Source organism: Pseudomonas sp. DWRC2-2 (genome assembly GCF_049897885.1).
Classification (GTDB): domain Bacteria; phylum Pseudomonadota; class Gammaproteobacteria; order Pseudomonadales; family Pseudomonadaceae; genus Aquipseudomonas; species Aquipseudomonas azotoformans_A.
This window is the reverse complement of the sequence record NZ_JAFCXD010000002.1, coordinates 743,561-764,562: the sequence shown is the minus strand read 5'-3', so window position 1 is coordinate 764,562 and position 21,002 is coordinate 743,561. Positions and strand designations below refer to the sequence as shown.

Sequence of the window (21,002 nt, the reverse complement as noted above, 5' to 3'; positions counted from 1 at the left end):
GCAATCAGCGGGGGATGTGGCTAGATGGGCTTCCCTTGAAGCCCTCTAGATTTCGGTTCTACCTCATGAGTTCGCGCGAAAACACCGGCATGGCCCTCGGCCTGCTGGGCGTCATCATCTTCAGCCTGACCCTGCCCTTCACCCGCATCGTGGTGCAGGAAATCCACCCGTTGCTCAACGGCCTGGGCCGCGCGTTGTTCGCGGCGATCCCGGCGGCGGCGCTGTTGTTGTGGCGTCGCGAACGCTGGCCAACCTGGCGCCAGGTGCGCGGGCTGTGCCTGGTGATCGCGGGCGTGATCCTGGGTTTCCCGGTGCTGTCGGCCTGGGCCATGCAGACCTTGCCGGCGTCCCATGGCGCGCTGGTCAACGGCCTGCAACCGCTGTGCGTAGCGCTGTACGCGGCGTGGCTGTCCCATGAGCGGCCGTCGAAAGCCTTCTGGGCCTGTGCGGCGCTGGGCAGTGGCTTGGTGTTGAGCTACGCGTTGATCACCGGGGCCGGCAGTATCCAGGCCGGTGATTTGCTGATGCTCGGTGCAATCGCGGTGGGCGGCCTGGGTTATGCCGAAGGCGGCCGATTGGCCAAGGAGATGGGCGGCTGGCAGGTGATCTGCTGGGCGCTGGTGCTGTCGACGCCCGTGCTGATCGGGCCGGTGTGGTACCTGGCGGCGCAGCATCAAGGGGCGATTTCCATGCGCGCCTGGTGGGCGTTTGGCTACGTGTCGCTGTTCTCGCAATTCCTCGGGTTCTTCGCCTGGTACGCCGGGTTGGCCATGGGCGGGATTGCGCGGGTCAGCCAGATCCAGCTGTTGCAGATCTTCTTCACCATCGCGTTTTCGGCGCTGTTCTTTGGCGAACACATCGAGCCAATCACCTGGCTGTTTGCCTGTGGCGTGATCGTGACGGTGATGCTGGGGCGCAAGACGGCGGTGCAGCCTGCGCCCGTGGCTGTGGCCGATCAGGCCAGGTAGCCATCCGCGCGCAGCAGGGTTTCCAGGCAGTGTTCGGTGATGTGGTAATACGCCTTGAGCGCCTGGATTTTCTCCAGCAACTGCGCGCTGTCCAACGACTCGGCGCGCTTGACCGCCAGAATCATCTTGTTCTTGTTGGTGTGTTCCAACGAGATGAACTCGAACACCTTGGTCTCATACCCACAGGCTTCGAGGAACAACGCACGCAAGCTGTCGGTGACCATTTCGGCCTGTTGGCCCAGGTGCAGGCCGTATTGCAGCATCGGCTTGAGCAGCAGTGGGCTCTGGATCTGCAGGCGAATCTGCTTGTGGCAGCACGGCGAGCACATGATGATCGACGCGCCGGAACGGATGCCGGTGTGGATCGCGTAGTCCGTGGCAATGTCGCAGGCATGCAGGGCGATCATCACGTCCAGTTCGCTGGGCGCCACACTGCGGACGTCGCCGCACTTGAACACCAGCCCCGGATGCTCCAGGCGGGCGGCCGCTGAGTTGCACAGGGTCACCATGTCTTCGCGCAGCTCGACGCCGGTCACTTCGCCCTCGGCCTTGAGGGTGTTGCGCAGGTAGTCGTGAATCGCGAACGTCAGGTAGCCCTTGCCCGAGCCGAAGTCAGCGACACGCACCGGCTGGTCCAGCTTCAAAGGCGACGAGGTGAGCGCATGGCTGAACACTTCGATGAACTTGTTGATCTGCTTCCACTTGCGCGACATCGACGGGATCAGCGCCTGCTTGGCGTCGGTCACACCGAGGTCGGCGAGGAATGGCCGGCTCAGGTCGAGGAAGCGATTCTTCTCGCGGTTATGCTCAGCCGACGGCGCTTCACGCAGTTGCTGCGGCTTGCTTTTGAACAGCGAGCTTTTGTTCTTCTTGCTGTATTCCAGCTGGGCTTCGTCAGTCAGCGACAGCAGGTGCGCGTTCTTGAACTGCGCCGGCAGCAACGCGGCAATCGCTGCAACACCTTCGGCCTGCGGGAAGTTCTTGGTGATGTCGCGGGTCTTGTAGCGGTAGACGAAGGACAGGCACGCCTGCTCCTTGACAGTGACCGGCTTGATGATCAGCCGCTGCAACTCGGCTTCCTCACCGACGTACTTGGCCAGCACCAGCTTGATAAAGGCGTTTTGCGCGAGGCTTGCGCTGAGCAGTTCAATGAACTGGGCGTGATGATCCGGCGCAGGGCGGGCAGGTTGAGCGGTGACAGACATGAACAAAAACGCCTCGGGCAGGGAATGCCGGGCATTTTAGGGGGGATAGCCCGCCAGGGCACGGAGTTATTTGACCGGCGGTACGCCTTACTCCAGCACCACCAGTCGATTGGGCAGTTCATTGCGGGTTTGCGTCACCGGCACATGCACCTTCAACAACTCGCCGCAGGCTTCGATGCAGTCGATAAACCCCGCCAACGTCTGCCCCTGTTTCACCTGCTGGGTAAACGCCTTGACGATCACATCCCAACTGCCGTCATCCAGGCGCTTGGAAATGCCGTCATCCACCAGAATCTCCACGTACCGCTCCGCCTCGCTGACAAAAATCAGCACACCAGTGCTGCCCAGCGTGTGGTGCAGGTTCTGCTCCAGGAACTGCCGCCGCGCCAGATTGGACGCGCGCCAGTGGCGCACCGAACGGGGGATCAACCGCGTGGTCACCTTGGGCAAACGGAACACCAGGCACAACACGATGAATGTCGCCCATTGCGCCAACAGCAAGGTGTACATGGTCAGGTAGCCCGACAGGTAATGCACCACGCCGGGCACCACCAGCGCGATCAGGCTGGCCCATAACAGCGGGATATAGGCGTAGTCGTCGGCGCGGGCGGCCAGCACGGTCACCAACTCCGCGTCGGTGGTTTTTTCCACGCGGGCGATCGCTTCCGCGACTTGGCGCTGCTCGTGTTCAGTCAGTAATGCCATGGTTGTGCTTGCTCTCTCATTATTATCATCACCAGCCGCCTGAAGCCCCGCCGCCGCCGAAGCCGCCACCGCCGCCCCGGAAACCACCGCCTCCGCCACCGCCGCCGCCACGGCCGCTGCTGCTGAGAATCGCCAGCAAAATAGCGCCCACCGGCAGCCCCATGCGATTGCACAGCCACAACACGCCGATCAGCAGGATAAACAAGCCGATGGAAAACCCGGGATTATCCTTGGCAAAGTTGGCATCCGCCACATGCGCCGGCACGGCCAGTGGCTCGCCGCCCACCACCTGCACCATCGCGGCCACGCCGTCGCTGATGCCTTTGCTGAAGTTGCCGGCCTTGAACGCCGGCGCAATCACCTGGTTGATGATCACCCACGACTGCGCATCGGTGAGCACACCTTCCAGGCCATAGCCGACTTCGATGCGCAATTTGCGCTCATCGCGGGCGACGATCAACAGCGCACCGTTGTCCTTGCCCTTCTGGCCGATACCCCACTCGCGGCCCAATTGATAACCGAAGTCCTCAATGGGCACGCCCTGCAGGTCAGGCACGGTGACCACCACGATCTGGTCGCCGGAGGTCTGCTCCAGCGCCTGCAACTGCTGCGTCAGTTGCTGGCGCGTGGCCGGGTCGATCATCTGGGCGTTGTCCACCACCCGCCCGGTCAGCGCCGGGAAGGTCAGCGCTGCCTGGGCCGCACCGACGCAGGCCAACAGCCACAACGCCAGGCCTATCCGTAATAAACGCATCGACACCTCAGTGCAGCCTTATTTGAACTTCACTTGCGGCGCTTTATCGGCATCGGCACTGGTGGCTTCAAACGTGGCGCGGATCGGCAAGTCGCTGTACATCACGCTGTGCCACAGACGGCCAGGGAACGTGCGGATCTCAGTGTTGTAGGCCTGCACCGCCTGGATAAAGTCGCGGCGAGCCACGGCGATACGGTTCTCAGTGCCTTCAAGCTGGGATTGCAGGGCCAGGAAGTTCTGGTTGGCCTTCAGGTCCGGGTAGCGCTCGGACACCACCATCAAGCGGCTGAGTGCGCCGCTCAAGCCATCTTGGGCCTGCTGGAACTGCTTGAGTTTTTCCGGGTTGTCGAGGGTGCTCGCATCCACTTGGATCGAGGTGGCCTTGGCCCGCGCTTCAATCACGGCGGTGAGGGTGTCTTGCTCATGGGCGGCGTAGCCCTTGACCACTTCCACCAGGTTGGGGATCAGGTCGGCGCGGCGTTGGTACTGGTTCTGCACCTGGCCCCAGGCCGCCTTGGCCTGTTCATCCAGTGTGGGAATGTTGTTGATGCCGCAACCACTCAATACGGTACTAATTAGTAACAAAACTGCGGCTTTCACGCCCCAGCGGTAGCCTTGTGCTGCTTGCATGGTGTTTCTCCTGGCGAACCTTGGTGGAATGTGGCAACGGTAAGGCATAATCCGCTGCCGCGACTGGAATGCATCAGTTCAATCAGCTAAAAAGATGCCCAGCACAAATAAGAGTTCAGAAGTGTGGTGCATTTTCTGCAATAACACTCGAACAACAACATATGTTCCCCACATTTTGGCAGATCAGCGCATTTTCGCTGTGCAGTGAGCCGAAAAAGGATATTCATGAAGAAGCTGTGTTTGCTCGGCCTTGTTGCCACTCTGGCCAGTCACCCCGTATGGGCAGAAACAAAGCCTGCTGCGCTTAAAGACAAGGACGCCTTCGTCAGCGACCTGCTCAAGCAGATGACCCTGGATGAAAAGATCGGCCAATTGCGCCTGATCAGCATCGGCCCCGAAATGCCCCGCGAGCTGATCCGTAAGGAAATCGCCGCCGGCCGCATCGGTGGCACCTTCAACTCCATCACCCGCCCGGAAAACCGTCCGATGCAGGACGCGGCTATGCGCAGCCGCCTGAAGATCCCGATGTTCTTCGCCTACGACGTGATCCACGGCCACCGCACGATTTTCCCGATCAGCCTGGCCCTGGCCTCCAGCTGGGACATGGACGCCATCGGCCGCTCCGGGCGCATCGCCGCCCAGGAAGCCGCCGCCGACAGCCTCGACATCACCTTTGCGCCGATGGTCGACATCTCTCGCGACCCACGCTGGGGCCGCACCTCCGAAGGCTTCGGTGAAGACACCTACCTGGTCTCACGCATCGCCGAAGTGATGGTCAAGGCGTTCCAGGGTGTGAGCCCGGCGAATGCAGACAGCATCATGGCCAGCGTCAAGCACTTCGCCCTGTATGGCGCGGTGGAAGGCGGCCGCGACTACAACGTGGTCGACATGAGCCCGGTCAAGATGTACCAGGACTACCTGCCGCCCTACCACGCGGCGATCAAGGCCGGTTCCGGCGGCGTGATGGTGGCGCTGAACTCGATCAACGGCGTGCCCGCCACCGCCAACACCTGGCTGATGAACGACCTGCTGCGCAAGGACTGGGGCTTCAAGGGCCTGGCCGTGAGCGACCACGGCGCGATCTTCGAGCTGATCAAGCACGGCGTGGCCAAGGACGGGCGTGAAGCCGCCAAGCTGGCGATCAAGGCCGGCATCGACATGAGCATGAACGACTCACTGTACGGCAAGGAATTGCCCGGCCTGCTCAAGTCCGGCGAGATCGAGCAGAGCGACATCGACAACGCCGTGCGCGAAGTGCTCGGCGCCAAGTACGACATGGGCCTGTTCAAGGACCCGTACCTGCGCATCGGCAAGGCCGAGGATGACCCGGCCGACACCTACGCCGAAAGCCGCCTGCACCGCGCCGAAGCCCGCGACATCGCCCGCCGCAGCCTGGTGCTGCTGAAAAACCAGAACAACACGCTGCCGCTGAAGAAATCCGCGACCATCGCCCTGGTCGGCCCGCTGGCCAAGGCGCCGATCGACATGATGGGCAGTTGGGCTGCCGCCGGTAAGCCGGAACAATCGGTCACCCTGCTCGACGGCTTGAACGCGGTGATCGGCGAGAAAGGCAAGATCATCTACGCCCGTGGCGCCAACATCACCAACGACAAGCCCGTGGTCGACTACCTGAACTTCCTCAACTTCGATGCGCCGGAAGTGGTGGATGACACCCGCCCGGCCCAGGTGATGATCGACGAGGCCGTCAAGGCCGCCAAGGAGGCCGATGTGGTGGTGGCTGCCGTGGGCGAGTCCCGTGGCATGTCCCATGAATCCTCAAGCCGCACCGACCTGAACATCCCGCAAAGCCAGCGCGACCTGATCAAGGCCCTGAAGGCCACCGGCAAGCCGCTGGTGCTGGTGCTGATGAACGGCCGTCCCCTGTCGATTCTCGAAGAGAACCAACAGGCCGACGCGATCCTGGAAACCTGGTTCGCCGGCACCGAAGGCGGCAACGCGATTGCCGACGTACTGTTTGGTGACTACAACCCGTCGGGCAAACTGCCGATCACCTTCCCACGTTCGGTGGGGCAGATTCCGACCTACTACAACCACCTGACCATCGGCCGGCCGTTCACCCCAGGCAAGCCGGGCAACTACACCTCGCAGTACTTCGATGACACCACCGGTCCCCTGTTCCCGTTCGGCTACGGCTTGAGCTACACCACGTTCAGCCTGTCGGACATGGCGTTGTCGTCCACCACCCTGAACAAGACCGGCAAGCTCGACGCCAGTGTGACAGTGGCCAACACCGGCAAGGTCGACGGCGAAACGGTTGTGCAGTTGTATATCCAGGACGTGGCCGGCTCGATGATCCGCCCGATCAAGGAGTTGAAGAACTTCCAGAAAGTCATGCTCAAGGCGGGCGAAGAGCGCACGTTGCACTTCACCATCACCGAGGAAGACTTGAAGTTCTACAACACCCAGCTGAAGTTCGCGGCAGAGCCGGGCGAGTTCAATGTGCAGATCGGGTTGGATTCCCAGGATGTGCAGCAGCAGACGTTCGAATTGCTCTGATCTAAAGCTGTAGACGCGGTCAGTGTTTAAGCTAGCCGCGTCTATCCAACAAATTCACCACCAACCGATCAATCCACCCCCACACCCGCTGCTTCACCCGCCGCCACAGCGGCCGCGACTTCCACGCCTCCAGGCTCACTGCCAGGCTCTGCGCGAAATCCCGCTCGAAACTGGCCGCCACCGCCCGCGTCAATTCAGGGTCCAACGCCTCCAGGTTGGCGTCCAGGTTGAAGCGCAGGTTCCAGTGGTCGAAATTGCACGAGCCCACGCTGACCCAGTCATCCACCAGCACCATTTTCAGGTGCAGGAAACACGGTTGGTATTCAAAGATCTGCACACCCGAACGCAGCAAGCGCGGGTAATAACGGTGGCCGGCATAACGCACGGACGGGTGATCGGTGCGCGGGCCGGTGAGCAGCAAACGCACATCAACGCCGCGCCCCGCCGCCCGACGTAACGCACGGCGTACGCCCCAGGTGGGCAGAAAATACGGGGTCGCCAACCAGATCCGCTGTTTGCCGCTGTTCAACGCACGGATCAGCGATTGCAGAATATCCCGGTGTTGTCGGGCGTCGGCGTAGGCGACGCGGCCTAGCCCCGGCCCGGTGGCCGGCATCCTGGGCAAGCGTGGCAAGCCAAAATGGGTGGCGGGTTTCCAGGCGCGGCGCGCGTTGTTGGCGTGCCATTGACGGTCGAACAATGCTTGCCAGTCCTGCACCAACGGGCCGCTGATCTGCACCATCACTTCATGCCAGTCGGCGCTGTCATTGCCCGGCGTCCAGAACTCGTCGGTCACGCCGGTGCCGCCGACAAAGGCGATGCTCTGGTCGATCAATAACAGTTTGCGATGATCGCGGTACAGATTGCGCATCCAACGGCGCCAGCTCAGGCGATTGTAAAAACGCAGTTCTACACCCGCGTCGGTCAAGCGTTTACGCAGCCCGAGGGTAAACGCCAGGCTGCCGTAATCATCGAACAGGCAGCGCACCTGCACGCCGCGTTCGGCGGCGAGCACCAACGCTTGCACCATGGCTTCGGCACAGCTCCCGGCTTCCACCAGGTACAACTCCAGCTCGACTTGCTGCTCGGCGCGGGCAATGTCCACCAGCATCTGCGGGAAGAAATTCGGCCCGTCGATCAGCAACTCGAAACGGTTGGCGCTGCGCCAGGGGAACACCGCGCCGCTCATGTCAGCGCGCCGTGAAGATCAGCACCGCACCCACCGGCACCGACAGACTGATCGACTTGAGCCCCGCCGCCTTGCGCAACGCCGCCACACCCGGCGCCAGGTCAAAGTCCTCGGCATGCATCACCAGCGGTTCCAGAGTCACCACCTGGAAGCGTCGGTCGTCCAAGCGCGTGGCCAACAGCTCGGCGTTGTAGGTTTGAGTCTTGCCGTGCAGGGTCACGGACAACGGCAGGCGCAATTCCAATTGCGCGCCAGGGGCCAAATCGTTGATCGGTTGCAGGTTGATTTGCGCGTTGATCAACGCATCGGGAAAAGTCTTGATCTCGAACAACTGGTTGCGCATGCGCTCGTCGCGCAGCGGGATGCCACTGTTGACCGACTCCAGCTCCACCTCCAGCTGCGCCGCGCCCTTGCTGTCGACCTTGCCGTGCAACACCAGGAAGCGCTGCACTTCAGCGATTTCGGTGTTCTTGGTGGTGACGAAGGACAGACGCGAGGACTCGTTATCCAGGTACCAGTCGGCATGGGCAGGCACAGCAGCGGCGGCCAACAGGGCGAAAGCCAGGGGTTTGATGACAGAAGCGTTGAACATTGAAGACTCATGGGGCGAAAAACCTGAACGAACCTTAACCGGATCGCGAGGGTTACGCCAATGCGCGCTGCACTTCGCGCACCGTCTCTTCCAGGCTGGCCATGTGCAGGTTCAGCACCCGCTCCACCGGCGCCTGATGCATCGGCCAATGCAACGCCATGCTCCCTACCAGGCGACCATTGGCGCGCACTGGCAAGGCCACGGCACGAATCAGAAACGGCAGGCGCACCGGATACTCCCAATATCCCTCGGTGCGCTGGCCGAAGCCCTGGTGCTGGGTTTGCTCGCAGGCCTGGTATTGCTCGTCTGCCGCAACTTGGTCGCGACCGGCCAAACGTTGCACCTCTTCGGCCGGCAATTGGGTCAGGCAGGCCTTGCCCATTGCCGAATGAAACAGGCTTGCGTGCTGGCCGACGATCTGGCAATTGTTGGGGTACAGCTTGCGCAACACGCTGGGGATCGCGCTTTCCATGACTTCCAGGCGCTCGCCATCAAAACAGGATAAATCCACCACCAGCCCGGTGCGCTCGCTGAGTTCCAGCAGCCACGGCGCCGCGCTTTCCACCACCTGGCGTTTGAAGCGTTGCTGGGTGTCACCAAACAGGCGTTGGGCGCGCAGGCGGTAACGGCGATCACTCAGGCCACGATAGACCCAGCCCTGCTCCTGCAACGTCAGCAACATGCGCGACACCGTGGCCTTGGGCAGACGTGTGAGGTAGTGCAACTCCTCCAGCCCCAGGGCCTGGTGCTCGCCCAGCAACTCGACGATTGCCAGTGCGCGCTCGACCGAGCGTACGGTGCCTGTCTCCATGTTCGATCTCCCTGTTGCCGATGGATGATCATTGTTCACAGCAAGATACAGGCCCGGTCGCGGATCAATCCGTCGACGCCAGGCACGTCGGCGGCCGACGCTGCACCCATTGCGTCAGTTGCTCATGAGCATAGGCCAATTGCAGTACCGCGCGATCCGCCTGGGCCGGGCCGATGATTTGCACGCCCATGGGCAGGCCCTGGGGGTTGAACCCCACCGGCACGCTCATGCTCGGCAGCCCGGCCAGGGTCGGGCCGATCACCCCTTCCATCCAGCGGTGATAGGTGTCCATTTCACGCCCGCCAACAAGCCGCGGCCAGGGCTGTTGTGCATCGAAAGGGAACACTTGGGCAGTCGGCAACAGCAGGAAATCGTAACGTTCGAACAGCTTGGCGAGCGCGCGATACCACTCGCTGCGATCCACCGACGCCTGGTACACCTGCTGGGCTGTCAAACCCAGACCGCCCTCCACTTCCCATTGCGCTTCGGGCTTGAGCAGTGCGCGTTTCTGCGGGTTGGCGTAGGCCGCGCCGAGGTTGCCGTGCACCAGCCAGTGGCGATGCACCAACCAGCTGCGCCACAGCCGCGCCATGGAAAAGTCCGGCTGGCAGCTTTCCACCGTGCAGCCCAACGCAGTGAAATCGCCGAGGGCCGATTCGCACAGGCTCAGCACGCCGTCGTCCATCGGCAGATAGCCGTTGTAATCCCCCAGCCAGCCCAAGCGTGCGCCCTTGAAATCGCGCTGCAAGGGCTGGCCGAACACCGCCGGATCCTCCTTGGACGACAACGGCACCCGTGGGTCGTAACCCGCCTGGATACTCAACAACTGCGCCACATCCGTGACGCTGCGGCCCATCGGGCCTTCGGTGCCCAATTGCTGCACGAACAGTTCCGGCGTCGGCCCATAAGGCACACGGCCTTGGGACGGACGCAAACCAAACACGTTGTTGAACGCCGCCGGGTTGCGCAGCGAGCCCATCATGTCGCTGCCGTCAGCCACCGGCAGCATGCGCAGCGCCAGGGCCACCGCCGCCCCGCCGCTGCTGCCGCCCGCGACAAGACTGGGGTCGTAGGCATTGCCGGTGGTGCCGAACAGCGTGTTGTAGGTCTGCGAACCCAGGCCGAACTCCGGCACGTTGGTCTTGCCGATGATGATCGCGCCACTGGCCCGCACGCGCGCCACGCTGATGGCGTCTTCGCTGGGTACGTGCTCGGCGAACAGCGGTGAACCCAAGGTGGTGCGCAAGCCTTGGGTCGCCGCGAGATCCTTGATCGCCTGGGGCATGCCGTGCATCCAGCCGCGTGACTGGCCTTGGTCCAGCTCGCGATCACGTTCCCGCGCCTCGGCCAACACGTCATCGGCATCGCGCAGCGACACCAGCGCATTCACCGTTGGATTGAAGCGCTGGATCTGCGCCAGGTAGGCCTGCATCACCTCTTCGCACGACACCTGCCGCGCATGGATCGCCCGCGACAGTTCAGTGGCATCCCAATCAACAATACTCAAGGCTTCACCTCTTTGGAAAACGGCTGCGGTTGCTTGGCCCGCGGCGCCTCATGCATGCAGTAAGTGCCCAGCAGCGTCAGCACGCAAGCGAACAATACATAGAAGGAGGGCGCGACGGGCGTGCCCAGCACTTGGGTCAGCCAAGTGACGATCAACGGCGCGAAACCGCCGAACACCATGACCGCCACGTTATAGGCGACCGATACACCGGTCGAGCGCACTTCGATGGGAAACTGCTCAGCCAATGCCGTCGGTGCCGGCCCGAAAAAGCCACCGATGGCGGTGCACAGCATCACCTGCATCACCAGTAATCGCTCGATGGAAGGAGCGGCGGCGACCCACACATACAACGGATAAACCATGATGAAGAACGCGAGGGTGAACGCCATCAACACCGGCCGCCGCCCCAGGCGATCCGAGAGCAGCCCTGACAGTGGGATCACTACAGTCATCAGTGCCACCGCAAACATCTGCACCATCAGCACTTGATCCAGCGGCAGACCGAGGCTTTTGTGGGCAAAGGTCGGCATGTTCACCAGCACCACATAGAACGACACCGTCGCGCCACAGGCCAGGCCCATGGAGACGAGAATGCTGCGCCGATGCTCGCGCACCACCTGCATCAGGCTCGGCGCCGGGCCGGTCGCCTGCTTGCGTGCCTCGATGAATTCTTCCGGGTCTTCCATGTGCCGGCGAATCCACAGGCCCACCGGACCAATCAGCAAACCGAACACAAACGGTAGACGCCAGCCCCACAGGTCGAGGGTTTGCGGCGAAAAGAAGTGCGTGACCGCCGCCACCATCGCCGCGCCGCCGAACACGGCCAGGCATTGCCCCACCAATTGCCAGGAGCCATATAAGCCCTTGCGATGGGCGGCGCGCTTTCCACCAGGAACGCCGTGGCGCTCGCGTATTCACCGCCGGTGGCAAACCCCTGAAGCATGCGCGCTACCACGATCAACAACGGCGCGCCCATGCCGATGGCGGCGTAGTTGGGCGCGAAGGCGATCAGCGCGATGGACACGGTCATCAGCCGGATAATCAACTGCATCGCAGCCTTGCGGCCTTTGCGGTCGGAATAGATCCCCAGCAGAATGCCCCCCACCGGGCGCATGAAAAAGCCCACGCCGAAAGTGGCCAAGGCCATCAACAGCGAGGCGTACTCGTCATCTGAAGGAAAAAACTGCCGGGCGATAATGCTCGCCAGAAAGCCGTAAACAATGAAGTCATACCATTCCAGCGCATTGCCTATCACGGCCGCCACCACTTGGCGGGTGCGGGACACACCTGGTTTTGCAGTCTGCATGAGGAACACTCCATTCAACCGATCGAGGGAAAGGGTCCAGCGGCAGAAAAAGAAGGTCGTCAGGCAGGCTTGAGCCAGCTCTCGGCCAGCGCGCCCCAATAGGCGGCGCCAGTCAGCAGGATGTCGTCGTTGAAGTCATAGGCGGGGTTATGCACCATCGGCCGCGACACGCCGTTGCCGATGAACAGGTAGCTGCCGGGGCAGCGTTGCAGCATCCAGGCGAAGTCTTCGCTGCCCATCAGCGTGCGGGTGTTGCCGTCCACCGCATCGGCGCCGAGCAAGGCGACGCCGACCTGGCGGGCGAATTCGGTTTCTTCGGCGTGATTGACCAACACCGGATAGGCCGGGCGGTGTTCGATCTGCACCGTGCAGCCAAAGCTGGCGGCCTGGGTCTGGATGATGGCGAACACGCGCTCCAGCATCTGCTCACGCACCTTGGGATTGAGCGCGCGCAGGCTCAGACGCAACAACGCCTCTTGGGGAATCACATTGGCTGCCTGGCCCGCTTGCAGCGCGCCGACCGTGACCACGGCGGCTTCCTGGGTGTCGATATTGCGCGCCACCACCGTCTGCAACGCCATGACCATGCTCGCCGCCGCGACCAACGGGTCCACCGTCAGATGTGGCATGGAACCATGGCCGCCAACGCCTTCGAGGGTCACGGTGAGCAAGTCCTGCGAGGCCATCATCGGCCCGACACGCAAGCCCAGATGCCCCGCCGGCAGCCCCGGCATGTTGTGCATGCCAAACAAGCCATCGCAGGGAAAGCGCTCCAGCAAACCGTCGGCCAGCATGGCTTCGGCGCCGCCCTGGCCTTCTTCTGCGGGCTGGAAAATCACGTTCAGGGTGCCGTCGAACTGCCGAGTCGCCGCCAGGTAGCGCGCGGCGCCGAGCAGCATGGTGGTGTGGCCGTCATGCCCGCAGGCGTGCATGCAACCGGCGTGTTGGCTGGTGTAGGACGCGCCGGTGTTTTCGATGATGGGTAACGCATCCATGTCGGCACGAATGCCCAGGGTGCGGGGGCTGCTGCCATTGCGCAGCACACCCACCACGCCGGTCTTGCCGATGCCGGTGTGCACCTCATAGCCCCAGCCTTTCAAGGATTTGGCGACGAGGGCACTGGTGCGGTTTTCTTCAAAGCCGAGTTCAGGATGGGCGTGGATGTCTTGGCGCACGGCGTGCAAATCGCCGGCAACGTCGCTGAGCCAATCCAGGATGTGCTGGTGTGGGCGCATGGTGATTCTCCTCACAGGCGGGTGTTCCCGTTCTTGTTTGCTGCACATCGCCAGCTAACCGCGATGTGGGCAAGAGGACAATCAAAGGTGGTTCCACCCTGTGGAACCTCAGGGTAATAGGCGACACCCCTGTCGGTCGCCCAACCACCTCGCCGTGTGCGTACGCCCCAACCCACTCGCCGTCACCTCACTGCGCTCCGGGTTATCCCTGAACGCACTCGTTGGCACGTACTGCTTCACGTACCCCCGGCAATACTCCGCCGGGTTGTTGGCCACATAGCGGCACGAGCAGTACTCCTTGGCGGTGTAGGCCGCGATGATGTCGGGGAAGGCTTGCAGGTTGACGCGTTCGTGCCAGAGCCAGCCCAATAAGGCGAACAACAGCAGCAGAAACACACTGGTAAACGGCCGACGGCGGATCATGGTTGCACCGCCGCGAGCACGCGTTTGAGCAATTCGTTATGGCGGTAGCTGCCGTCGCGGTCGTCGCCGTAGCGCACGATGACCAAGTGTTCGTCAGGCATCACGTACAGCGCCTGCCCCCAGTGACCGAGGGCGGCGAAGGTGTCGGCGGGGGCGTCGGGCCAGGGCCTTGGAGCACCTTTATTGAGCCACCAATGACCACCGGGGACGGCTTCGTCCTGACCGGCTTTGTACTTGTCGAAGGGCTGGCGGTTAAAGGCGACCCAGTCTTTCGGCAGGAGTTGTTGATCGCCCCAGCGACCCTCCCGCGCCATCAGCAGGCCAACACGCGCCAGGTCGCGGGCGGTGAGGTAGACGTAAGAGGACGCGACGAAGGTTTCATCGGCGTCGGTTTCCCAGCTTGCATTACGAATGCCCAAGGGCTTGAACAGCGCATCCCACGGGTAACTCATATAAGCCTTGTGCCCAAGCATGCCTTTAAGGGTGGCGGAAAGGATATTGGTGTCGCCGCTGGAATAACGGAACACCTGGCCCGGTGCAGTGGCGGCCTCGGTGTCGGCAGCAAAGTCGGCCATGTCGCTGCGGCCACGGGTGTAGAGCATCGCCACCACGGAGGATTTCAGCGGCGCGTATTCGTAGTCTTCCTGCCAGTCGAGGCCCGAGGCCCAGTGCAGCAGGTCGGCCATGGTCACGGTTGGGTGCTGTTTCATCGGCGGGTAGAAACGCGCGGCGGGGTCGGTCAGTTTGAAGCGGTTTTCGCCGTAGGCCACGCCCAACACGGTTGCCATCAGGCTTTTGCTGACGGACCAGGTGAGATGTGGGGTGCTGGCGGTGGTCGGCGCGGCGTAGCGTTCGTAGATCACTTCACCGTCACGAATCACCAGCAGGGCATCGGTGCGGATGCCTTGCCGGTTGGTGTCGTCCCGCGCCGGGAAAGCGTAGGCCTCCAGGGCATCAACAGCGGGACCAGAAAGCGGTGTGCCCTTGGCCCAGTCTTTATCTGGCCAGGTTTCAGCGTGAGCGGCAACGGTGACGAACAGCAGGGCAACACACAACAGGCCTCTGACCATGGACGCAAACTCAAGGGGGCATTCAAGCCCGCGAGCCTAGCCGAGGCTGATGACAGATTTGCGACACAGAGGGCTGTCATCCAAGCGTCACCATAACTTCATGGAGATGACACCGGGCCTCCATAGCCTGAGTTTGGACAACAAAGTCGACCGGCCGAAACCGTGGCCGGCACTCGGAGACTCGCCATGACTCAGATCGCCCGCATCAGCGACACCGGCAATGAACGCCGTCTGCAAGCCGAACGCCTGGTTGGCGCGCAGGCGTTGCAGGAAGCCCAAGCCCTGCGGTTCAACGTGTTCAGCGGCGAGTTCAACGCCAAGCTGAAAGGCGCGGAACTGGGCCTGGACATGGATGACTATGATGTTCACTGCAGCCACATCGGCGTGCGCGACTTGAACAGCGGTCGACTGGTGGCCACCACCCGTTTGCTGGACCACCAGGCTGCCAGCACCCTGGGCCGGTTCTACAGCGAAGAAGAATTCAGCCTGCATGGCTTGCTCCACCTGCAAGGCCCGATCCTGGAGATCGGCCGCACCTGCGTCGACCCGGCCTATCGCAACGGCGGCACCATCGCCGTGTTGTGGGGCGAGTTGGCCGAGGTGCTCAACCAGGGCGGCTACAGCTACCTGATGGGGTGCGCGAGCATCCCGATGCACGATGGCGGCATCCAAGCCCACGCAATCATGCAGCGCCTGCGCGAACGCTATCTGTGCAACGAACACCTGCGCGCCGAACCGAAAAAACCACTGCCGGCGTTGGACCTGCCGTCCAACGTGATCGCCGAGATGCCGCCATTGCTCAAGGCGTACATGCGCCTGGGTGCGAAGATCTGCGGCGAGCCGTGCTGGGATGAAGATTTCCAGGTGGCCGACGTGTTCATCCTGCTCAAGCGCGATGAGCTGTGCCCGCGTTACGCGCGCCACTTCAAGGCGGCCATGTGATGAGCCGCCTGCGGGTTTACGGGCGCATTGCCCGCGTGCTGGTGGTGGTGGCGTTGGGCTTGAGCATGGCGAGCGTGTTTGGGCTGTTCGAGCGTTTGGGCATAGCAAACTCGATGGTGCGGCGCCAGCGTTGGTCGCGGTTTTTCATGGCGCGGCTGACAAACGCCCTGCCCTTTCGCGTGACGGTGCACGGCGAATTGCCGACGCAGCCGATGCTGTGGGTGAGCAATCATGTGTCCTGGACCGATATTCCGCTGCTGGGTGCCGTGGCGCCGATGTCATTCCTGTCCAAGGCCGAAGTGCGCACCTGGCCGGTAGCAGGTTGGTTGGCGGCCAAGGCTGGCAGCTTGTTTATCCGCCGGGGTTCGGGCGACAGCCAATTGATCCGCAAGCAGATGACGCGCCACTTGGAGCAAGAGCATCCGTTGCTGATGTTCCCGGAAGGCACCACCACCGACGGGCGCAGCCTGCGCACCTTTCACGGGCGCTTGCTGGCCAGTGCGATTGATGCGGATGTGTCGCTGCAACCGGTGGCGATCCGTTATCTGCGTGACGGCCAAGTCGACCCGCTGGCGCCTTTTATTGGCGACGATGATTTGCTGTCGCACCTGATGCGCTTGTTTGCCAACGACCAGGGCGATGTGGAAATCCACGTGCTCAAGCCGATTGCCTGCGCCGGGCAGGAACGCGCGGCGCTGGCGTATCAGGCGCAGCAGGCGGTGCAGAAGGCGTTGTTTGGTGAAGTGGTGCAGCCGGCCGAACCGCGTCGCGCTGGAGAGTTGGTCGCCGCTTAGCGATGTTCGGCGGCGAATGCCTGCAATTGGGGGTAAAACCGCCGGAAATCTTCACTCAAAGGCTCGTACAACATCCGCAACTCCTGCATGGCATGGCCCAGTTCCTCGGGCTGTGTCAGGCGCCGGGAGATCCCGCGCAACACCTGCTCCATCACCGCAAACTCGCGGTACGAGCCCAACCAATCATCCGCCGCCATGTACGGCGCAATCTGCGCCAGCCGCCCCGGCAATTGCGGCTCGGCCGCCAGCACGCGGTACACCTGCGACGTGAAACGCTCTAGGGGCTGGTCGGCATACAAGGTCCAGTCCCGCGCCAGGCAGTGGTCGAAAAATACATCGAGGACGATCCCCGCATAGCGCCTGCGGGTCAGGCTGAAGCGTGACAACGCCTCCCCCACCAGCGGGTGGCTGTCGGTAAAGCGGTCGATGGAACGATGCAGCTGGATCGCCGATTCGATTTGCGGGCTGAACTGGCCCTGCAGGCGGCCTTTCACGAAGTCGCCATAGAGGCTGCCCAGCAGTTGCGCAGGAAGTTGGCCGCCCAGGTGCAGATGTGCGAGATAATTCATGGCGTGCAGTCTACCACTGCGCTCAACGTATCGTTATAACCCGATATACCGAATAAGCCTAGGCTCAGACCAAAATCATATTGGTCTATCGGGATAGACCGATATAAAGTTCGCCTCATCGCGATATAACGCTGTACGACACCGAGCACCTGCCATGTCCATCGACCTCGACGAAATAATAAAAGCCCTGGCGCACCCAGTACGACGAGACATCCTCACCTGGCTGAAAGACCCGAAAGTGCAATTTCCCGAACAACTGCACAACCACGAATACGGCATCTGCGCCGGGCAGATCGACCAACGCTGCGGCTTGTCCCAGTCGACCGTGTCGGCCCACCTGGCCACCCTGCAACGCGCCGGGTTGATCAGCAGCCAGAAAGCCGGCCAGTGGCACTTTTTCAAACGCAACGAGGACACCATCCAGGCCTTCCTCGCCGCGCTCACCACCGAACTCAGCGCGCACGACAGCGCCGCGTTGTAACAAGGAAACGCTAATGCCCCTCTCGCTACTCATACTGGCCCTCAGCGCCTTCGCCATCGGCACCACCGAGTTCGTCATCATGGGCTTGCTGCCCGATGTGGCGGCGGACCTGGGTGTGTCGATTCCTGGCGCCGGCTGGCTGGTGACCGGCTACGCCCTGGGCGTGGCCATCGGCGCACCGTTCATGGCACTGGCCACCGCCAAGCTGCCACGCAAGGCCGCGCTAGTAGCGTTGATGGGCATCTTCATTATCGGCAACCTGCTCTGCGCCCTGGCCAGTGACTACAACGTGCTGATGTTTGCCCGTGTCGTCACCGCGCTGTGCCACGGTGCGTTCTTTGGGATTGGTTCAGTCGTAGCCGCCAACCTGGTGCCGGCCAACAAGCGGGCTTCGGCCGTGGCCTTGATGTTCACCGGCCTGACTCTGGCCAACGTGTTGGGCGTGCCGTTGGGCACGGCTCTCGGCCAGGAAGCCGGCTGGCGTTCGACCTTCTGGGCGGTGACGGTGATTGGGGTGGTGGCGTTGATCGGCCTGATCCGCTTCCTGCCGGCCAAGCGCGATGAAGAGAAACTCGACATGCGCGCCGAACTGGCCGCCCTCAAGGGTGCTGGCATCTGGCTGTCGCTGAGCATGACCGCGCTGTTTGCCGCGTCCATGTTCACCCTCTTCACTTACGTCGCACCGTTGCTGGGCGATGTCACCGGCGTGTCGCCCAAAGGCGTGACCTGGACCCTATTGTTGATCGGCCTGGGCCTCACCGTGGGCAACATCATTGGCGGCAAGCTGGCCGACAAGCGCCTGGCGGCCACCCTGATCGGCGTGTTCATCAGCATGGCGGTGGTCTCCACCGCACTGACCTGGACCAGCGTCGCCGTGATCCCGACCGAAATCACCCTGTTCCTGTGGGCCACCGCATCGTTCGCCGCCGTGCCTGCGTTGCAGATCAACGTGGTGACCTTCGGCAAGGCCGCGCCGAACCTGGTGTCCACCCTGAACATCGGTGCTTTCAACATCGGCAACGCCCTCGGCGCCTGGGTCGGCGGCAGTGTGATTGCCCACGGTTTCGGCCTGACCAGCGTGCCCTTGGCCGCAGCGGCCCTGGCGATCCTCGCGCTGTTGGTGACCCTGATTACTTTCCGTCAGAGCGGCGATGCCGACCTGGCCCCTGCGACTAACTGATCCACTTCAAAGACAAAGGTGTTTTCCCCATGACGACTATTTTCGATCCGATCAAACTGGGCGACCTGGAACTGTCGAACCGCATCATCATGGCGCCGCTGACCCGCTGCCGTGCCGACGCCGGTCGCGTGCCCAACGCGCTGATGGCCGAGTACTACGTGCAACGCGCCTCCGCCGGGCTGATCCTCAGCGAAGCCACGTCCGTGACGCCGCTGGGCGTGGGCTACCCGGACACGCCGGGTATCTGGTCCAACGACCAGGTGCGCGGCTGGGCCAATGTCACCAAGGCCATCCATGGCGCAGGCGGCAAGATCTTCCTGCAACTGTGGCACGTGGGGCGTATTTCCCATGAGTCGTACCTGAACGGCGAAAGCCCGGTGGCCCCGAGCGCCATCCAGCCTAAAGGCCACGTGAGCCTGGTGCGCCCACTGGCCGACTACCCGACGCCACGCGCACTGGAAACCGCTGAAATAGCTGACATCGTCGACGCCTACCGCACCGGTGCCGAGAACGCCAAGGCCGCTGGTTTCGACGGCGTGGAAATCCACGGCGCCAACGGTTACCTGCTTGACCAGTTCCTGCAGAGCAGCACCAATAAACGCACTGACCAGTACGGCGGCTCCCTGGAAAACCGTGCACGCCTGCTGCTGGAAGTGACTGACGCAGCCATCGAAGTCTGGGGCGCTGGCCGTGTGGGTGTGCACCTGGCACCACGCGCCGACTCTCACGACATGGGCGACGACAACCTGGCGGAAACCTTCACCTACGTCGCCAGCGAACTGGGCAAGCGTGGCATTGCCTTCATCTGCTCCCGTGAGAAAGAAGCCGGCGACAGCCTCGGCCCACAGCTCAAGAAAGCCTTCGGCGGCGTGTACATCGCCAACGAACGCTTTACCAAGGACAGCGCCAACGCCTGGCTGGCCTCGGGCAAAGCGGATGCAGTGGCCTTCGGTGTGCCGTTCATTGCCAACCCTGACCTGCCAGCGCGTCTGAAGGCTGATGCGCCACTGAACGAAGCGCATCCGGAAACCTTCTATGGCAAAGGCCCAGTCGGCTACATCGACTACCCTACGCTGGCGATCTGACGTAACAAGCTGAAACGAAAAAGCCCCGGTTCGCAGGAACCGGGGCTTTTTCATGGAGGCCAGGAAACATTCCTTCACAGCCCTGCAACAAAATCGCTACAAAATACTTAGGCGGCTACCTATCAACTGCCCGCCAGCCCGTATATAAAGTCACCCCACCGATCAGGCGGAAGGACGATTGACTGTCCTTGGGCTTTACTGTTGACACAACCTGATGCAATTACGCATTTTGTCTTAATTGCGCAGGCTGGGGCTCCAGCGCAGCATGTCCAACCCGGCATCCACCCAGCGCTCGGCGTCCTGATGCAGTTGGAAGCTGTCGGGAACCAGCAGCCACTGGCCGATCAGCCCGTTGATGTAGGCGTGGATGCACACCGCGCCACGGGTGGTATCGAGGTTTTCCGGCAGTTGCCCGCGATGGACCGCGTTACGCAAGGTCAGGCCGATGCGCAGGTTGCATTCCAGGCTGTGGGTCTGACGCTGGCGACGCATGTCGCACATTTCATCGGTGAATTCGCACTTATGGAACAAGATCTCGTTGATGCGCCGGGTTTTCGGGTCCAGGGCCACTTGATGAAACAAATGAATCAACAGCTTGCGCATACAGCCCAGCGGGTCGAGTTCATCCTCGCTTTCACTCGCCCTGGCCAACTCGTCCAGCGGCTCATGCAGCGTGTCGAGCAGCGCCTGCAGCAAATCGGATTTGTTACTGAAATGCCAATAGATGGCACCCCGCGTCACACCGGCCAGCGCGGCGATGTCCGCCAGCGTGGTCCGCGCGACGCCGCGCTCATAGAAGGCTTGCTCGGCGGCTTGAAGAATCTGGCTGCGCGTTTCCTGAGCTTCCTCTTTGGTGCGACGAACCATGGCAGTACAACCTCAATCAGGGCACTTGAGACTATCGTTAACGCAGAATTAACCGTCGGTAACGATCATCCGAATATTTGTGGGACGACACCGTCATGGGTGGCGAACGTAATGAAATCGAGGCTTTGGGCGTTGCTTTGTCAACATTCCGCGCAGCCTGTCAAGAGTTTAC

The 21,002-nt window shown here is 62.3% G+C and carries 20 protein-coding genes and 1 pseudogene; 7 read left to right on the top strand and 14 right to left on the bottom strand.

Annotated elements, in window-relative coordinates:
- Nucleotides 1-65: 65 nt before the first annotated feature.
- Entirely contained in the window at nucleotides 66-968 is a 903-nt protein-coding gene (locus ACP7EW_RS12080; RefSeq protein ID WP_033902699.1) for a DMT family transporter, read from the top strand.
- Here ACP7EW_RS12080 and ACP7EW_RS12075 read toward each other — a convergent pair.
- The 4 genes from ACP7EW_RS12075 to ACP7EW_RS12060 form a co-directional block, all read right to left on the bottom strand.
- On the bottom strand, nucleotides 956-2,173 hold the full coding sequence (locus ACP7EW_RS12075) for a class I SAM-dependent methyltransferase (RefSeq protein ID WP_426217225.1): 1,218 nt from the start codon (nucleotides 2,171-2,173) through the stop codon (nucleotides 956-958). The genes ACP7EW_RS12080 and ACP7EW_RS12075 overlap by 13 nt on opposite strands.
- A gap of 87 nt (nucleotides 2,174-2,260) precedes the next feature.
- Nucleotides 2,261-2,878, bottom strand: coding sequence for a TPM domain-containing protein (locus tag ACP7EW_RS12070; protein WP_033902701.1), 618 nt, complete (start codon nucleotides 2,876-2,878; stop codon nucleotides 2,261-2,263).
- Nucleotides 2,879-2,906: 28 nt separating this feature from the next.
- The gene (locus tag ACP7EW_RS12065; RefSeq protein WP_426217223.1) at nucleotides 2,907-3,632 is read right to left on the bottom strand and encodes a TPM domain-containing protein; all 726 of its coding nucleotides are present in this window, start codon (nucleotides 3,630-3,632) and stop codon (nucleotides 2,907-2,909) included.
- An 18-nt stretch (nucleotides 3,633-3,650) separates the two neighbouring features.
- Complete coding sequence (locus ACP7EW_RS12060; RefSeq protein WP_028619295.1) at nucleotides 3,651-4,262, bottom strand: LemA family protein; 612 nt, start codon at nucleotides 4,260-4,262, stop codon at nucleotides 3,651-3,653.
- A 225-nt stretch (nucleotides 4,263-4,487) separates the two neighbouring features.
- Here ACP7EW_RS12060 and bglX point away from each other — a divergent pair, with 225 nt between their 5' ends.
- Complete coding sequence (gene bglX, locus ACP7EW_RS12055) at nucleotides 4,488-6,779, top strand: beta-glucosidase BglX (RefSeq protein ID WP_426217221.1); 2,292 nt, start codon at nucleotides 4,488-4,490, stop codon at nucleotides 6,777-6,779.
- A gap of 31 nt (nucleotides 6,780-6,810) precedes the next feature.
- Here bglX and ACP7EW_RS12050 read toward each other — a convergent pair whose 3' ends face one another.
- From ACP7EW_RS12050 to ACP7EW_RS12015, 8 genes and pseudogenes are all read right to left on the bottom strand, one after another.
- Nucleotides 6,811-7,968 (bottom strand): phospholipase D-like domain-containing protein, encoded by a 1,158-nt coding sequence (locus ACP7EW_RS12050; RefSeq protein ID WP_426217219.1) that lies wholly within the window; start codon nucleotides 7,966-7,968, stop codon nucleotides 6,811-6,813.
- Between the two features lies 1 nt (nucleotide 7,969).
- Nucleotides 7,970-8,560 (bottom strand): YceI family protein, encoded by a 591-nt coding sequence (locus ACP7EW_RS12045; protein WP_133074362.1) that lies wholly within the window; start codon nucleotides 8,558-8,560, stop codon nucleotides 7,970-7,972.
- A 52-nt stretch (nucleotides 8,561-8,612) separates the two neighbouring features.
- A complete protein-coding gene (locus ACP7EW_RS12040; RefSeq protein WP_071496842.1) occupies nucleotides 8,613-9,371 on the bottom strand; it encodes an IclR family transcriptional regulator in 759 nt (252 codons plus the stop codon).
- 64 nt (nucleotides 9,372-9,435) lie between these two features.
- Entirely contained in the window at nucleotides 9,436-10,878 is a 1,443-nt protein-coding gene (locus ACP7EW_RS12035) for an amidase (RefSeq protein ID WP_426217217.1), read from the bottom strand.
- Nucleotides 10,875-12,184 (bottom strand): annotated as a pseudogene (locus ACP7EW_RS12030) (citrate-proton symporter). The gene ACP7EW_RS12035 and the pseudogene ACP7EW_RS12030 overlap by 4 nt, the downstream one beginning before the upstream one ends.
- Nucleotides 12,185-12,243: 59 nt before the next feature.
- Nucleotides 12,244-13,419: a M20 aminoacylase family protein gene (locus ACP7EW_RS12025; RefSeq protein WP_426217215.1), complete on the bottom strand. Its 1,176-nt coding sequence runs from the start codon at nucleotides 13,417-13,419 to the stop codon at nucleotides 12,244-12,246.
- 108 nt (nucleotides 13,420-13,527) lie between these two features.
- Nucleotides 13,528-13,842, bottom strand: coding sequence for an amidase (locus ACP7EW_RS12020; protein ID WP_426217213.1), 315 nt, complete (start codon nucleotides 13,840-13,842; stop codon nucleotides 13,528-13,530).
- Nucleotides 13,839-14,912, bottom strand: a complete 1,074-nt coding sequence (locus ACP7EW_RS12015; protein ID WP_426217211.1) for a serine hydrolase domain-containing protein — start codon at nucleotides 14,910-14,912, stop codon at nucleotides 13,839-13,841. Before ACP7EW_RS12015 ends, ACP7EW_RS12020 begins: the two co-directional genes overlap by 4 nt.
- 186 nt (nucleotides 14,913-15,098) lie before the next feature.
- Here ACP7EW_RS12015 and olsB point away from each other — a divergent pair, with 186 nt between their 5' ends.
- Both olsB and ACP7EW_RS12005 read left to right on the top strand, forming a co-directional pair.
- Nucleotides 15,099-15,854: an L-ornithine N(alpha)-acyltransferase gene (gene olsB / locus ACP7EW_RS12010; protein WP_003172415.1), complete on the top strand. Its 756-nt coding sequence runs from the start codon at nucleotides 15,099-15,101 to the stop codon at nucleotides 15,852-15,854.
- On the top strand, nucleotides 15,854-16,648 hold the full coding sequence (locus ACP7EW_RS12005) for a lysophospholipid acyltransferase family protein (RefSeq protein ID WP_061435612.1): 795 nt from the start codon (nucleotides 15,854-15,856) through the stop codon (nucleotides 16,646-16,648). Before olsB ends, ACP7EW_RS12005 begins: the two co-directional genes overlap by 1 nt.
- Here the strand turns inward: ACP7EW_RS12005 and ACP7EW_RS12000 are convergent.
- The gene (locus ACP7EW_RS12000; RefSeq protein WP_133074372.1) at nucleotides 16,645-17,217 is read right to left on the bottom strand and encodes an ACP phosphodiesterase; all 573 of its coding nucleotides are present in this window, start codon (nucleotides 17,215-17,217) and stop codon (nucleotides 16,645-16,647) included. The genes ACP7EW_RS12005 and ACP7EW_RS12000 overlap by 4 nt on opposite strands.
- Nucleotides 17,218-17,371: 154 nt before the next feature.
- Here ACP7EW_RS12000 and ACP7EW_RS11995 point away from each other — a divergent pair, with 154 nt between their 5' ends.
- Genes ACP7EW_RS11995 through ACP7EW_RS11985 form a run of 3 tightly spaced genes read left to right on the top strand, consistent with a single transcriptional unit; the run spans nucleotide 17,372 to nucleotide 19,963 of the window.
- Nucleotides 17,372-17,698 carry an ArsR/SmtB family transcription factor gene (locus ACP7EW_RS11995; RefSeq protein ID WP_016975101.1) on the top strand — a complete coding sequence of 109 codons (327 nt, stop codon included), beginning with the start codon at nucleotides 17,372-17,374 and terminating at the stop codon, nucleotides 17,696-17,698.
- A gap of 13 nt (nucleotides 17,699-17,711) precedes the next feature.
- Nucleotides 17,712-18,878: an MFS transporter gene (locus ACP7EW_RS11990; RefSeq protein ID WP_038849807.1), complete on the top strand. Its 1,167-nt coding sequence runs from the start codon at nucleotides 17,712-17,714 to the stop codon at nucleotides 18,876-18,878.
- Nucleotides 18,879-18,907: 29 nt separating this feature from the next.
- Nucleotides 18,908-19,963, top strand: coding sequence for an alkene reductase (locus ACP7EW_RS11985; protein WP_426217208.1), 1,056 nt, complete (start codon nucleotides 18,908-18,910; stop codon nucleotides 19,961-19,963).
- Nucleotides 19,964-20,197: 234 nt separating this feature from the next.
- Here the strand turns inward: ACP7EW_RS11985 and ACP7EW_RS11980 are convergent, their stop codons facing one another.
- Entirely contained in the window at nucleotides 20,198-20,830 is a 633-nt protein-coding gene (locus tag ACP7EW_RS11980) for a TetR family transcriptional regulator (protein WP_033902716.1), read from the bottom strand.
- Nucleotides 20,831-21,002: the final 172 nt, after the last annotated feature.

What these genes read in the sequence shown, in the direction of transcription:
- ACP7EW_RS12080 (WP_033902699.1), top strand. Translation starts at nt 66, where the DNA reads ATGAGTTCGCGCGAAAACACCGGCATGGCCCTCGGCCTGCTGGGCGTC.
- ACP7EW_RS12075 (WP_426217225.1), bottom strand. Translation starts at nt 2,173, where the DNA reads ATGTCTGTCACCGCTCAACCTGCCCGCCCTGCGCCGGATCATCACGCC.
- ACP7EW_RS12070 (WP_033902701.1), bottom strand. Translation starts at nt 2,878, where the DNA reads ATGGCATTACTGACTGAACACGAGCAGCGCCAAGTCGCGGAAGCGATC.
- ACP7EW_RS12065 (WP_426217223.1), bottom strand. Translation starts at nt 3,632, where the DNA reads ATGCGTTTATTACGGATAGGCCTGGCGTTGTGGCTGTTGGCCTGCGTC.
- ACP7EW_RS12060 (WP_028619295.1), bottom strand. Translation starts at nt 4,262, where the DNA reads ATGCAAGCAGCACAAGGCTACCGCTGGGGCGTGAAAGCCGCAGTTTTG.
- bglX (WP_426217221.1), top strand. Translation starts at nt 4,488, where the DNA reads ATGAAGAAGCTGTGTTTGCTCGGCCTTGTTGCCACTCTGGCCAGTCAC.
- ACP7EW_RS12050 (WP_426217219.1), bottom strand. Translation starts at nt 7,968, where the DNA reads ATGAGCGGCGCGGTGTTCCCCTGGCGCAGCGCCAACCGTTTCGAGTTG.
- ACP7EW_RS12045 (WP_133074362.1), bottom strand. Translation starts at nt 8,560, where the DNA reads ATGTTCAACGCTTCTGTCATCAAACCCCTGGCTTTCGCCCTGTTGGCC.
- ACP7EW_RS12040 (WP_071496842.1), bottom strand. Translation starts at nt 9,371, where the DNA reads ATGGAGACAGGCACCGTACGCTCGGTCGAGCGCGCACTGGCAATCGTC.
- ACP7EW_RS12025 (WP_426217215.1), bottom strand. Translation starts at nt 13,419, where the DNA reads ATGCGCCCACACCAGCACATCCTGGATTGGCTCAGCGACGTTGCCGGC.
- ACP7EW_RS12020 (WP_426217213.1), bottom strand. Translation starts at nt 13,842, where the DNA reads ATGATCCGCCGTCGGCCGTTTACCAGTGTGTTTCTGCTGCTGTTGTTC.
- ACP7EW_RS12015 (WP_426217211.1), bottom strand. Translation starts at nt 14,912, where the DNA reads ATGGTCAGAGGCCTGTTGTGTGTTGCCCTGCTGTTCGTCACCGTTGCC.
- olsB (WP_003172415.1), top strand. Translation starts at nt 15,099, where the DNA reads ATGACTCAGATCGCCCGCATCAGCGACACCGGCAATGAACGCCGTCTG.
- ACP7EW_RS12005 (WP_061435612.1), top strand. Translation starts at nt 15,854, where the DNA reads ATGAGCCGCCTGCGGGTTTACGGGCGCATTGCCCGCGTGCTGGTGGTG.
- ACP7EW_RS12000 (WP_133074372.1), bottom strand. Translation starts at nt 17,217, where the DNA reads ATGAATTATCTCGCACATCTGCACCTGGGCGGCCAACTTCCTGCGCAA.
- ACP7EW_RS11995 (WP_016975101.1), top strand. Translation starts at nt 17,372, where the DNA reads ATGTCCATCGACCTCGACGAAATAATAAAAGCCCTGGCGCACCCAGTA.
- ACP7EW_RS11990 (WP_038849807.1), top strand. Translation starts at nt 17,712, where the DNA reads ATGCCCCTCTCGCTACTCATACTGGCCCTCAGCGCCTTCGCCATCGGC.
- ACP7EW_RS11985 (WP_426217208.1), top strand. Translation starts at nt 18,908, where the DNA reads ATGACGACTATTTTCGATCCGATCAAACTGGGCGACCTGGAACTGTCG.
- ACP7EW_RS11980 (WP_033902716.1), bottom strand. Translation starts at nt 20,830, where the DNA reads ATGGTTCGTCGCACCAAAGAGGAAGCTCAGGAAACGCGCAGCCAGATT.